Below are 12061 nucleotides of genomic sequence, written 5' to 3'. Positions count from 1 at the left end.
TCGCCACGCCTGCCTGGGAAGCCGCGGGAGAGCCTTTTCGATAGTTCCAGGGAACCATGGTCCCGTCTCTGGCGTTTTGAGCATACTGTTTTCCACGGGATCGAAGGGGCAATCATTGTGCTGATCCGGCTCGGCTACGAAATCGCCATTGAATGCGTCGGCGCCACGCCGGTCATCTCGCTGCTTGAGATCCACAGGGATCGTCAGGCCGACATCAAACGGCAGACGCGCGTGCTGACGTCGCCTTCAGTGCCGAGCAAGGTCTATCACGATCTGTTCGGCAATACCTGCCGCCGCTTCACCGTACCCGCCGGCAGTTTCCGCATTCTCTATGACGCAGCCGTCGAGGACAGCGGCGAGCCTGACGCGGTCAACACGCTGGCCAGGGAAGTGCCGGTGGCGGAACTGCCGGACGATGTGCTCGGCTACCTCCTCGGCAGCCGCTATTGCGAGACCGATCATCTGAGCAGTCTGGCCTGGCAGCTTTTCGGCCATGTTCCCTCCGGCTGGGCGCGGGTGCAGGCGATCGTCGACTATGTCCACAACCGGCTGTCCTTCGGCTATGGCTATGCGCGGTCGACGCGCACCGCGGCCCAAGCGCATGAGGAGCAGGTTGGTGTATGCCGCGACTTCGCCCATCTGGCGATCACGCTCTGCCGCTGCATGAACATCCCGGCCCGCTATGTGAACGGTTATCTCGGCGACATCGGCGTACCGGCCGACCCGGCGCCGATGGACTTTTCGGCCTGGATGGAAGTGTTCCTCGACGGCAAGTGGTACACGTTCGACCCGCGCCACAACAAACCCAGGATCGGCCGCGTCGTCATCGCGCGCGGCCGCGATGCCACGGATGTCCCGCTGCTGCACAGTTTCGGCCCGCATCAACTCTCGCTGTTCAAGGTCTGGACCTACGAGCAGGAAGGCAAGCTGTTCAATCCGCCCTATCACGGCGTCGACAAGACGATCAACGCGCGGATGCTGGCGTGACCGGATTCTGATCCGTTTCGACACACAATCCGGAAATGGAAAAGGCCGCCGCTCCTTGACGAAGCCGGCGGCCTTCCGTGTTTCCGTCCGTGGCGCGGCCAATGGCGGCGACCGAGGTCACCCGCCGCGCTTATCGCGCCTTAACGGGAAGACTGCTTCCCGAAAGTGCAATCCGCTGAGGCCACGTTCTGGAAAACGAAATCACTCGACATCGGATCACCTCCTTTCGATTTGTTGAACACGTACAGATGATGGGGTGCGTTGCAGCAAAAAACAAGATGCCGATTTGAAATAGCTGGCGAGCCGCCTTTTGCGCCGGGTTGCGAAGAGCCGCGAGGGCGGGCAAAATCCATGCAAGGTGGATTGTCAGGACTCGGGAGGATGGCCATGGAGGCAGCCGAGAAGGCCGCGCGCATCGTGCGAACGGTGATCGAAACGCTGAAGCCGGGTTTTGCGGTCAAGCTGTGGACCGGCGAGCGGATCGGTCCCGCCACCGGGCCCGTGCTCACCATCAACGACCAGGACATTGTCTGGCAGGTGGTGAAGCGGCCATCACTGTCGACGCTGATCGAGATGTGGATTTCCAAGACGATAGACATCGAAGACGGGACGATTTTCGATTTTTATGCACTGCCGTCGCAAGGCAAGCTCAGGACCAAGCTCAAGTCGCTGCCGAAGCTGGCGATCCTGCGCGACCTGCCGGCGGTGCTCCTGTCACGCAAGCAGATGAGTGCGCGCACCGATCTGTCCGGGCGCAACCCCTATGTCAGCGGGTCGAGCCAGGAGGCGATCCAGCATCACTACGACATTTCGAATGCCTTCTACCGGCTCTTCCTCGACGAGCGCATGGTCTACAGCTGCGGCTATTTTACGGATTTCGCCAATGGCATCGATCAGGCGCAGGCCGACAAGCTCGACCATATCTGCCGCAAGCTGCGGCTGAAGCCGGGCGAAAAGCTGCTCGACATCGGCTGCGGCTGGGGCGCCATGCTGATCCACGCGGCGAAGAATTACGGCGTCATCGGCCATGGTGTTTCGCTGTCGCAGGCGCAGACCGACCTCGCCCGCGAGCGCATCCGCGCCGAAGGGCTGGAAGACCGCATCACCATCGAGATCAAATCCTATACGGAGCTCAAAGGCTCCTTCGACAAGATATCGTCGATCGGCATGTTCGAGCATCTCGGCCTCGCCAACCACGCCACCTATTTCAAGACCATCCATCGCTTGCTGAAGCCCGGCGGCATCTATCTGCACCACGCCATCACCAGGCGCAGCAAGGGCGACTTGAAGAAAACCCTGCGCAAGGGGCCGGAGTTCAAGGCGCTGCTCAAATACATTTTCCCCGGCGGCGAGCTCGACACGATCGGCATGACGCTTGGCAATCTCGAGGCGCATGGCTTCCTGGTCTACGACGTCGAGAATCTGCGCGAGCACTATGCGCGCACCTGCCGGCTGTGGGCCGAGCGGCTGCAGGCTCGCTTCGACGAGGCGGTCGCCGAAGTCGGCGAGGCCAAGGCGCGGCTGTGGCTGCTTTATCTCACCGGCTGCTCGATCACCTTCGAGCGCGCCTCGGCGCAGATTTTTCAGACCGTCGTCACCAAACGCGCACGCGGCCCGAGCGGGCTGCCGCCGACACGGGCGGATCTGTATCGGTAGGGATAGGATTCGGGGCCGAACCCCACGCTTTCCAAGGTCTGCGATTCGCTGCCTCGCGGTAGAGGCCTACACGAACCGCATCGGCGCGCCGATCTCGACACGGGCAGGCCTGTCCACAGTGCAATAGACGCCGAGATTATGGGCGTTGTGGCGGACCAGATTGCGCAGGATGCCGGGATCGTGGTCGAAGCCGTCCTGGCTGATGATGGTGAAGCCGCAGCGGCGGCACGGCTCCGAGACGGTCACCAGCAGGTCGCCGATGGCAAGCTTGCGGCCAATCCATTCGGTCTCGGGAAACGAGCTTTCGACCGCCGCCATGTCGACGACAATGTTGGGGCGGAAGCGGCGCGGATCGGGAATGCCTTCGGGGTGCAGCGCCTTTAGCCGCGCCAGCGATGCGGTGGTCAAGAGATGGATCGGCGCTTTGCGGTACCGCGCCGCGGTGAGCGGGCCGGTGTAGCCGGGGGCGTTGTCCTGGCTGAACGGCCGGATCGAGGCGGCGAAGCCGAGATAGGCCGAGATGGCTTGGTCGCATTCCACACCCGGCACTGCCAGCCAGTCGCCGTCGGGAACGGCGATCTCCAGCTCGCGATCGTTGGTGAGCCGGGTGCGGATGCGCGGCACCTTGTGCCACTTGGCGTCGCGGTCGGGCCGCGCGATCTCATTGTCCGAGACATCGACAAGGCCGAACAGCCGGTCGCCGTCGATGGTTTCAAGGCCGACCGAAATGGCGTCCTGGCGTTCGCCGGCAAGCGAACTTGCAGGGTAACGCCAGAGCTCCGTGACTGCGCCCAGTGCAGCCATCAAATCCCCTCAGCCCTTCTTGTTCTGGCGGTTGGCGATCAGATCATCGACCACGGCCGGATCGGCCAGTGTCGAGGTATCGCCGAGTGCGGAAAAATCGTCCTCGGCGATCTTGCGCAGGATACGGCGCATGATCTTGCCGGAGCGGGTTTTCGGCAGTCCGGGCGCGAACTGCAGCTTGTCGGGCGAGGCGATGGCGCCGATCTCCTTGCGGACATGGGCCACGAGCTCCTTGCGCAGTTCCTCGCTCGGCTCCACGCCTTTCATCAAGGTGACGTAGCTGTAGATGCCCTGGCCCTTGATGTCGTGGGGATAGCCGACAACGGCGGCCTCGGACACCTTCTCATGGCTGACGAGCGCCGATTCGACCTCGGCCGTTCCCATGCGGTGGCCGGAAACGTTGATGACGTCGTCGACGCGGCCGGTGATCCAGTAATAGCCGTCAGCGTCGCGGCGGCAGCCGTCACCGGTGAAGTACTTTCCTTTGTAGGTGGAGAAATAGGTCTGCACAAAGCGGTCGTGGTCGCCATAGACGGTGCGCATCTGGCCGGGCCAGGAATCAGCGATGCAGAGGTTGCCGTCGGCCGCCCCTTCCAGCACCTTGCCTTCGCCGTCGACCAGTTGCGGCTTGATGCCGAAGAAGGGCCGCGTCGCCGAGCCGGCCTTGAGGTCGGTGGCGCCGGGCAGCGGCGTAATCAGGATGCCGCCGGTCTCGGTCTGCCACCAGGTGTCGACGATCGGCACCTTGCCGTTGCCGACGATGTTGAAATACCACTCCCAAGCTTCCGGATTGATCGGTTCGCCGACCGAGCCCAGCACGCGCAGCGACTTGCGCGAGGTCTTCTTCACCGGTTCGTCGCCGGCGCCCATCAGCGCGCGCAGCGCCGTCGGCGCAGTGTAGAAGATGTTGACCTTGTGCTTGTCGATGACTTCCCAGAAGCGCGACTGCGAGGGGTAGTTCGGCACGCCCTCGAACATCAGCGTGGTGGCGCCGTTGGCGAGCGGGCCATAGACGATGTAGCTGTGGCCGGTGACCCAACCGACATCGGCGGTGCACCAGTAGATATCGCCGTCATGGTAGTCGAAGACATATTGGTGGGTCATCGAGACATAGACGAGATAGCCGGCGGTGGTGTGTAGCACGCCCTTCGGCTTGCCGGTCGAGCCTGAGGTGTAGAGGATGAACAGCGGATCCTCGGCCTTCATCTTCTCCGGCTTGCAGTCGCCTTTCACCGTGGCGATCTCGTCATGGTACCAGATGTCGCGTCCCTGGACCCAGCCGGTCTTGCCGCCGGTGCGGCGCACGACGACCACCTTTTCGACCTTGGTGCCGGCCTTGGCGGCGATTTCGATCGCTCTGTCGGTGTTTTCCTTCAGCGAGATCGGCTTGCCGCCGCGCAGGCCTTCGTCGGCGGTGATGACGAAGGTCGACTTGCAGTCATCGATGCGGCCGGCCAGCGCGTCCGGTGAAAAGCCGCCGAAGACGATCGAGTGGATGGCGCCAATGCGGGTGCAAGCCAGCATCGCGTAGGCCGCTTCCGGGATCATCGGCATGTAGATGGTGACGCGGTCGCCTTTCCTGACGCCGTGCTTCTTCATCACATTGGCGAGCCGGCAGACATGCTCGTAAAGCTCGTTATAGGTGACCTTCTTGTCGTCGTAGGGATTGTCGCCTTCCCAGATGATGGCTGTCTGGTTGCCGCGCTTCTTCAGATGGCGGTCAATGCAGTTGTAGGAGACGTTGGTTTCGCCGTCCTCGAACCATTTGATCGACACCTTGCCGTCGAAGGAGGTGTTCTTGACCTTGCTGAACGGCTTGAACCAGTCGATGCGCTTGCCGTGCTTGCCCCAGAACCTGTCCGGATTCTTCACGCTGTCGGCATACCATTTGAGGTAGGTGTCGTTGTCGATCAGCGCGTTCTTCTTCCACGCCGGCTGGACGCGGTGGATCTTCACCTCGGACATGTCTTCACTTACCTCCCAAACGAGCCCGCCGGCTTGACCACCGCCAGGATCACGGCGACGCTACCGCGAATTCGGCGGCATTATTAACAGTTCCGCGCTGACGGCAACATTAGACGTTGGATTCGCGTGGCGGGATGCCGCAGCTTCCGTTTCCGGTTGTATCAGCACTCGGCGGCGGGCGCTGCTAACTGCATGTTTTCGTGCATAAAACCCGACTGGGATCAGGAAATCATAGACAGTTAAGGAACGGCGCGCACAATTCGGTGTTGGGAGGAATGGAGAATCACTAGGCCAAGGGGCTGTCATGCGCGATCATTCCGAAATGGACCTGATGCTCAAGGGGTATGGCCTGACCACGGCCAAGATTCTGTACCATTTTCCCGACCATCCGCATCTGCTGCAGAGCTTCATCTGGCAGGATTACGATCTGGCGCCGAAGTTTCCAGTGCTGATCAAATTCATCGAGTTCTGGAAGGCCAGGCTCGACGGGCCGCTGCATTCGATCAGCTACACCCACCAGAAGCTGATCGCGCCGAACGAATGGCGCAAGGTGGATGGCGAGTTCGTGCTGCACTGAGCGGCAGTATAGCTGATCTCCCCCTTGCGGGGGAGATTGGCAGCTTCAACGTCGGCGATCACACCGCGGGGGGGTTCAGCCGGGCGAAACCTTCCTGGCGGTGATAGGGGAAGTACGGGTAGGGCGCGGTCACTTCGCTTGCCTTGTCGAGCTTTTTGACCTGCTCCGGCGTCAACGCCCAGCCGACGGCGCCGAGGTTCTGGCGCAGCTGTTCCTCGTTGCGGGCGCCGATGATGACCGAGGACACGGTCGGGCGCTGCAAGAGCCAGTTGATGGCGATCTGCGGCACGGTCTTGCCGGTCTCTTCAGCCATCGCATCAAGCGCATCCATGACCCGGTAGAGATGTTCGTCCGCGACCGGCGGGCCGAAATCGGCGGTGTCGTGCAGCCGGCTCTTTTCCGGCAGGGGCTGGCCGCGGCGGATCTTGCCGGTCAGGCGGCCCCAGCCGAGCGGGCTCCACACCAGCGCGCCGATGCCCTGGTCGATACCGAGCGGCATCAGCTCCCATTCATAGTCGCGACCGACCAGCGAGTAGTAGACCTGATGCGCGGCGTAGCGCGGATAAGCATGCTTGTCAGCTTCCGCCAGCGATTTCATCACCTGCCAGCCGGAGAAGTTGGAGACGCCGACATAGCGCAGCTTGCCGGCGCGCACGAGGTCGTCCAGCGTCGACAACACCTCCTCGATCGGCGTGCCGGCATCGAAGGCGTGCAGCTGCAACAGGTCGATATAATCGGTGCCCATGCGCTTCAGGGCGGCGTCGACGGCTTTGATCAGCCGCGAGCGCGACGAGCCGTAGTCGGCCGGTCTGTCGCCCATCGGCAGCGAAGTCTTGGTCGAGATCAGCATCGCGTCGCGGCGGCCTTTGATGGCTTCGCCAAGCACTTCCTCGGAGGCGCCGTTCGAATAGACATCGGCGGTGTCGAACAGATTGACGCCGGCCTCGAGGCAGATGTCGATCAGCCGCCGCGCTTCCTTGGCGTCGCTGTTGCCCCAGGCCCCGAACAGCGGCCCGGAGCCGCCGAAAGTGCCGGCTCCGAAAGAGAGTGCGGGCACTTTCAGGCCCGATGCGCCGAGACGTCGATAATCCATTTTATGCTCCTTGATGATGTCGAAGAAGGATTGCGCGTGATGCTCATGACTGGGCGCAGACCGGCGCCCCGATTGTGGGGGCGCGATCGAGGCGCAGCGCCAGGGCAGCGACGCCAAGAGCCACGACCGGCAGCAAAGCGGCGATCCAGGTTAGTGAGCCGAGGCCGAGGCCATGGGCAATCACCGCGCCGCCAAGCCAAGCGCCGGCGGCATTGCCGAGGTTGAAGGCGGCGATGTTGAAGGAGGAGGCGAGGCTCTGGCCCGCGCCTTGCGCCTTTTCCAGCACCCACATCTGCAGCGGCGCCACGGTGGCGAAGGCGGCGGCACCAAGCAGGCCGACATAGATGACGGCCAGGATTTGGCTGTGGACGGCGAAGGTCATTGTGGCCAGCACCAACGCCAGCACCACGAGGCTGCCGAGCACCGTTGGCACCAACCAGCGGTCGGCGACCTTGCCGCCAAGCAGATTGCCGGCGATAAGACCGCCGCCGAAGACGAGCAGGATCGGCGACACCGCGGCCTCCCTGAAGCCGCTGATCTCGGTGAGCAGCGGGGCGATGTAGGTGAAGACGGCGAAGACGCCGGCATAGCCGAGCACGGTGGTGGCGAGGCCGAGCAGCACCGGCGTGCGGCGCAGCACGGCGAGGTCGGCGCGCAGATTGGTCTTCTCGGGCGCTTCCTTGCTGCGCGGCACCAGAAGCAGGATGACGGCAAAGGCTGCCAAGCCGACCAGGGTTACCGCCCAGAAGGTGGCGCGCCAGCCGAAGGCCTGGCCTAGCCAGGTGCCGAAGGGCACGCCGAGGATGTTGGCGATAGTCAGTCCGGTGAACATCAGCGCGATCGCCGAGGCTTTCTTGTTGGGCGCGACCAGGCCGGTGGCGACCACCGAGCCGACGCCAAAGAAAGTGCCATGGGCAAAGGCGGTGATGATGCGGGCGCCCATCAGCGTCCAGTAGTCGGGGGCGATCGCACAGGCGAGGTTGCCGAGCGTGAAGATCGCCATAAGGGCCAGAAGGACGGTCTTGCGGGGCCAGTTGCCGGTGGCGATGGTCAAAAGCGGCGCGCCGATGACAACGCCCAACGCGTAGCCCGAAATCAACTGGCCGGCGGCCGAGATCGAGACTCCGAGATCTTTGCTGACATCGATCAGCAGCCCCATGATGACGAATTCGGTGACGCCGATGCCGAAGGCGCCGGCAGCGAGGGCGTAGAGAGCAAGAGGCATGGCGGTTTCCAGTTCGAACTCGAATGAGCGCGCTGTCCAGACCCGCGCCCCGACCGCAGAGATCGTGTTGCCATGCCTTGTGAACCAGACTTGCCTTGGGCATATTTCCTGTGAAATAGATTCACAGATGGCCAGACCCGACATCAACCGTTCCGGCGAGATCGAAGTGTTCGTCCGCGTCGTCGACGCGAGCAGCTTCTCGGCTGCGGCTCGTTCGCTGCGTATGACACCGTCGGCGGTGAGCAAGCTGATCGCGCGACTGGAGGCAAGGCTCGGCGCGCGGCTGGTCACCCGCTCGACGCGCAAGCTGCAGCTGACGCCGGAAGGGACGGCGTTCTATGACAGCGGGGTGCGCATCCTAGCCGATATGGCGGCGGCCGAGCGCGAGGCGGCCGTGGGTGCCGCGCCGCGCGGACGGCTGCGCGTCAACTCCTATGTGCCCTTCGGGGTGCATCGGCTGATCCCGCTGCTGCCTGATTTCCTCGAACGCTATCCCGAGATTTCGGTCGATCTGGTGCTGACCGACAGCGTCATCGATTTGATGGCTGAGCGTGCCGACGTCGCCATCCGCGCCGGGCCGCTCGGCGAATCGCGGCTGGTGGCGCGCAAGCTCGGGCAAACCCGGATGACGGTCGTTGCCGCACCGTCCTATCTCAAGACACATGGCACACCGCTGATTCCAGCCGATCTCAGCCGGCACAATCGCATGGCTTTCGGCTTTGTCCGGCATGTCGATGGCTGGTCGTTTGTCGATGCAACCGGGAACGCCGTCATGGTGCCGATCACCGGAAACACGCTGGTCGGCGATGGCGAGTCGATGCGGTTGATGGCGGTCGGCGGCGCCGGCATCGCCCGGCTGGCACACTGGCATGTGGCCGATGACATCGCGGCGGGGCGGCTGACGGCGCTGCTGGAGGATTTCAATCCGGGCGACGAGGAGCCTACCCACGCCGTCTATGTCGGCCAAGGCCGGCATTTGCCCGCACGGGTGCGGGCGTTTCTCGACTTTCTGGTCGAGAGCGTGCGGATGAGCTGAAAAGACGTTGGGGAGCCAGATGACCCCCCAAGCATCAGGCGACAGCGGTGACTATTTCTTCGGGGTGAACGGCGCCGGGCGGCGACCGGCGCCCTGACGCTCCAGCATCCAGCCGGGATATTCGGCCGGCAGCGCGCTGACCTCATCCAGTCTGGCGAGATCGTCGGCGTCGAGCTTCACCTCGGCCGCGGCAAGGTTCTGCTCGAGCTGCTCCATGCGGCTGGCGCCGATGATGACGCTCATGACGAAAGGTTTGGCCAGGACATAGCCGAGCGCCACCGTGGCGACGCTGACGCCGTGCTTCTGGGCGATCTCGCGCATCACGGCGACGGCCGCCCAGGCGCGGTCCTCATCGACCGGCGGGAAGTTGAAGGCGGCGCGGCGGCCTTCGCCATTGCCGGGCGCGCCGGGGCCGTATTTGCCCGACAGCAGGCCGCCGGCCATTGGCGACCAGACCATCAGGCCGAGCTTTTCCTCGTTGATGAGCGGCACGATCTCGCGCTCGAGGTCGCGGCCGGCGATCGAGTAATAGGACTGGATGGTCTCGAAGCGGGAAAATCCCTTGCGCTCGGCAACGCCCAGCGCCTTGGCGATGCGCCAGGCCGCCCAGTTGGAGACGCCGACATAGCGGACCTTACCGCTGGCAACGAGATCGTCGAGCGCCCGCAGCGTCTCGTCGACTGGCGTCACGGTGTCGGTGCCGTGCAGCTGGTAGAGATCGATATGGTCTAGCTGCAGCCGCTCCAGGCTGCCCTCGACCGAATCCATGATGTGGCCGCGCGAAGAGCCGCGCTCGTTCGGGCCCTGGCCCATGGCGCCATGCACCTTGGTGGCAATGACGACGTCCGAGCGTTTGACGCCAAGATCCTTGAGCGACTGGCCAAGCAGGCGTTCGGACTGGCCGAATGAATAGACGTCGGCCGTGTCGAAGAAATTGACGCCGGCGGCGATGGAACGGGCAACGATGTCGTTGACGCCCTTCTGGTCGAGGCTGGCGATCAGGCCCCATTGGGCATTCTCGCCGGCGGCGCCGAAGGTCATGGTTCCGAGGCACAGTTCGGAGACGAACATCCCCGTATTTCCGAGTTGATTGTAGCGCATGGTGGCGGCTCCAGCAGATTGGTGATGACGCCAAGCAAATAGGAACGGTGCGTTTCGTTTCCAGTGGTGGCACAATGATGGGCCGGCTCTGGCTCAACCTGCGGCCGACCCAACACCGGATCAACAGAGGCGGGTCAGGCTTCCCAAGGGTTGAACATTGTGACGGCAGTATCGTCGAAATCGGCGACGTTGCGTGTGACCAGTATGAGATCGTGGAAGAGCGCCGTCGCGGCTATAAGCCCATCTGCGTCGCCGCGCGTGCGGATCGCGGAGATGCGACCCCATTGGGCAGCGATGTTCTCGTCTATGCCGAGAATTCGGTTTTCGTAGCTGTGGCGCAGACCGTGGAACCACGTTGCTAAATGGTTTGCAGTGTCGGGGTCGTTTCGCCGCTTCATTTCGATTCCGCGTGCGATTTCACCGAGCGTGATGACGCTTAGAAACAGAGACTGGCGCTCTTGCTTGATTATCCAATCCGCCACTGGCCCCCCTCGCTTTCGCGCATCCGACACGACGTTCGTATCCAGAAGAAACATCAGAGGTCCACGTCTCGGCCGGGCCCCTTGGAGCGGCGATTGACCTCTTCGACGAAGTCGTCGTCCCATTCGGGACCGGAAAGAAGGTATTCCGCAAGTGAGGGCTTAGAGCCGACGAGCCTTTCGTATTCTTCAGCGGCCAACACGACAGCAGCGGGCTTTCCACGCAAGGTGATGGTCTGCGGGCCCTTTTCACGAGCCTGCTGAACCAGCTTCGAGAGATTGTTTTTTGCGTCCTGCAGATGCCAGTTCATGGAAGGTACCTAGCTAGCTTGGCTAGATATAGCATCGCTGCAGCGATGCAGCAACAATGCTACTGTTAGGGCGGCGAGATCACCGAGGTTTATCGGCCGCCGAAAATCGCCGAGCCGACGCGGACGCTGGTGGCGCCGAAGGCTATGGCGGTCTCGAAGTCGCCGGACATGCCCATCGACAGTTTTGCGACCCCGGCCTCCTTGCCGAGCTTTTCCAGCAGGGCGAAATGCGGGCCGGGGTTTTCGTCGGCCGGCGGGATGCACATCAGGCCTTCGATGGCGAGGCCATGGACATCGCGGCAGCGGGCGACGAAGGCAACGGCGTCGCCCGGCTCGATGCCGGCCTTTTGCGGCTCCGAGCCGGTATTGACCTGGACGTAGAGTTTCGGCGTGCGGCCCTGGCGCACGATTTCCTTGGCGAGTTCGGCGGCGAGCTTTTCGCGGTCGACGGTCTCGATGACGTCGGCGAGAGCGACGGCTTCCCTCGCCTTGTTCGACTGCAGCGGGCCGATCAGATGCAGTTCGATATTAGGGAATTCCGCTTTCAAGGCCGGCCATTTGCCTTGCGCTTCCTGCACGCGGTTTTCGCCGAAGACGCGCTGGCCAGCCTCGATGACCGGGCGGATGACGTCGGTCTCAAAAGTCTTCGACACCGCAACCAGCGTCACCGAACCGGCGTCACGGCCGGCCTCGCGCTCGGTGGCAGCGATCCTCGTCTTGACGGCGAAAAACTGTTCGACGGCGCTGGCCATGCCCATATCCTGCCTGTCTTTAATCGTCTTGGCCGGCTCGCCGCAGTTGACGGGTCCGGCAATCCATGGTGAACA

General features: G+C 63.1%; 12 protein-coding genes. 4 read left to right on the top strand and 8 right to left on the bottom strand.

The genetic code is table 11. The features are described 5' to 3' along the window. Window positions 1-117 precede the first annotated feature (117 nt). Both NKK52_RS23395 and NKK52_RS23390 read left to right on the top strand, forming a co-directional pair. Window positions 118-987: a transglutaminase-like domain-containing protein gene (locus NKK52_RS23395; protein ID WP_023684077.1), complete on the top strand. Its 870-nt coding sequence runs from the start codon at window positions 118-120 to the stop codon at window positions 985-987. A 387-nt stretch (window positions 988-1374) separates the two neighbouring features. Then, window positions 1375-2643 (top strand): class I SAM-dependent methyltransferase, encoded by a 1269-nt coding sequence (locus NKK52_RS23390; RefSeq protein ID WP_023684078.1) that lies wholly within the window; start codon window positions 1375-1377, stop codon window positions 2641-2643. 66 nt (window positions 2644-2709) lie between these two features. Here NKK52_RS23390 and NKK52_RS23385 read toward each other — a convergent pair whose 3' ends face one another. Next, window positions 2710-3447, bottom strand: coding sequence for an MOSC domain-containing protein (locus tag NKK52_RS23385; protein ID WP_023684079.1), 738 nt, complete (start codon window positions 3445-3447; stop codon window positions 2710-2712). Window positions 3448-3456: 9 nt separating this feature from the next. Next, complete coding sequence (gene acs / locus NKK52_RS23380; RefSeq protein WP_023684080.1) at window positions 3457-5412, bottom strand: acetate--CoA ligase; 1956 nt, start codon at window positions 5410-5412, stop codon at window positions 3457-3459. A 304-nt stretch (window positions 5413-5716) separates the two neighbouring features. Here acs and NKK52_RS23375 point away from each other — a divergent pair, with 304 nt between their 5' ends. Next, window positions 5717-5989: an usg protein gene (locus tag NKK52_RS23375; protein ID WP_023668649.1), complete on the top strand. Its 273-nt coding sequence runs from the start codon at window positions 5717-5719 to the stop codon at window positions 5987-5989. A gap of 58 nt (window positions 5990-6047) precedes the next feature. Here NKK52_RS23375 and NKK52_RS23370 read toward each other — a convergent pair whose 3' ends face one another. Further along, window positions 6048-7082, bottom strand: coding sequence for an aldo/keto reductase (locus NKK52_RS23370; RefSeq protein WP_023684081.1), 1035 nt, complete (start codon window positions 7080-7082; stop codon window positions 6048-6050). 43 nt (window positions 7083-7125) lie between these two features. Then, complete coding sequence (locus NKK52_RS23365) at window positions 7126-8307, bottom strand: MFS transporter (RefSeq protein ID WP_352512150.1); 1182 nt, start codon at window positions 8305-8307, stop codon at window positions 7126-7128. A gap of 127 nt (window positions 8308-8434) precedes the next feature. On the opposite strand from NKK52_RS23365, the gene NKK52_RS23360 reads away from it, so the two are divergent. Then, window positions 8435-9343 carry a LysR family transcriptional regulator gene (locus NKK52_RS23360; protein WP_023684082.1) on the top strand — a complete coding sequence of 303 codons (909 nt, stop codon included), beginning with the start codon at window positions 8435-8437 and terminating at the stop codon, window positions 9341-9343. A gap of 51 nt (window positions 9344-9394) precedes the next feature. Here NKK52_RS23360 and NKK52_RS23355 read toward each other — a convergent pair whose 3' ends face one another. From NKK52_RS23355 to NKK52_RS23340, 4 genes are all read right to left on the bottom strand, one after another. Beyond that, a complete protein-coding gene (locus NKK52_RS23355) occupies window positions 9395-10444 on the bottom strand; it encodes an aldo/keto reductase (RefSeq protein ID WP_023668653.1) in 1050 nt (349 codons plus the stop codon). Window positions 10445-10578: 134 nt separating this feature from the next. Further along, the gene (locus tag NKK52_RS23350; RefSeq protein ID WP_023684083.1) at window positions 10579-10980 is read right to left on the bottom strand and encodes a type II toxin-antitoxin system VapC family toxin; all 402 of its coding nucleotides are present in this window, start codon (window positions 10978-10980) and stop codon (window positions 10579-10581) included. Continuing rightward, window positions 10980-11234 carry a type II toxin-antitoxin system Phd/YefM family antitoxin gene (locus NKK52_RS23345; protein ID WP_023684084.1) on the bottom strand — a complete coding sequence of 85 codons (255 nt, stop codon included), beginning with the start codon at window positions 11232-11234 and terminating at the stop codon, window positions 10980-10982. The genes NKK52_RS23350 and NKK52_RS23345 overlap by 1 nt, the downstream gene beginning before the upstream one ends. An 89-nt stretch (window positions 11235-11323) precedes the next feature. After that, the gene (locus tag NKK52_RS23340) at window positions 11324-11986 is read right to left on the bottom strand and encodes a YggS family pyridoxal phosphate-dependent enzyme (RefSeq protein ID WP_023684085.1); all 663 of its coding nucleotides are present in this window, start codon (window positions 11984-11986) and stop codon (window positions 11324-11326) included. Window positions 11987-12061: the final 75 nt, after the last annotated feature.

The organism is Mesorhizobium sp. C277A (genome assembly GCF_040324395.1).
Lineage (GTDB): Bacteria > Pseudomonadota > Alphaproteobacteria > Rhizobiales > Rhizobiaceae > Mesorhizobium.
The sequence above is the reverse complement of the archived record's forward strand: the minus strand, read 5'-3'. Positions and strand labels throughout refer to the sequence as shown.

Coding starts and splice junctions, on each gene's coding strand:
- NKK52_RS23390 (WP_023684078.1), top strand. CDS start 1,375: ATGGAGGCAGCCGAGAAGGCCGCGCGCATCGTGCGAACGGTGATCGAA.
- NKK52_RS23385 (WP_023684079.1), bottom strand. CDS start 3,447: ATGGCTGCACTGGGCGCAGTCACGGAGCTCTGGCGTTACCCTGCAAGT.
- acs (WP_023684080.1), bottom strand. CDS start 5,412: ATGTCCGAGGTGAAGATCCACCGCGTCCAGCCGGCGTGGAAGAAGAAC.
- NKK52_RS23375 (WP_023668649.1), top strand. CDS start 5,717: ATGCGCGATCATTCCGAAATGGACCTGATGCTCAAGGGGTATGGCCTG.
- NKK52_RS23370 (WP_023684081.1), bottom strand. CDS start 7,082: ATGGATTATCGACGTCTCGGCGCATCGGGCCTGAAAGTGCCCGCACTC.
- NKK52_RS23365 (WP_352512150.1), bottom strand. CDS start 8,307: ATGCCTCTTGCTCTCTACGCCCTCGCTGCCGGCGCCTTCGGCATCGGC.
- NKK52_RS23360 (WP_023684082.1), top strand. CDS start 8,435: ATGGCCAGACCCGACATCAACCGTTCCGGCGAGATCGAAGTGTTCGTC.
- NKK52_RS23355 (WP_023668653.1), bottom strand. CDS start 10,444: ATGCGCTACAATCAACTCGGAAATACGGGGATGTTCGTCTCCGAACTG.
- NKK52_RS23350 (WP_023684083.1), bottom strand. CDS start 10,980: ATGTTTCTTCTGGATACGAACGTCGTGTCGGATGCGCGAAAGCGAGGG.
- NKK52_RS23345 (WP_023684084.1), bottom strand. CDS start 11,234: ATGAACTGGCATCTGCAGGACGCAAAAAACAATCTCTCGAAGCTGGTT.
- NKK52_RS23340 (WP_023684085.1), bottom strand. CDS start 11,986: ATGGCCAGCGCCGTCGAACAGTTTTTCGCCGTCAAGACGAGGATCGCT.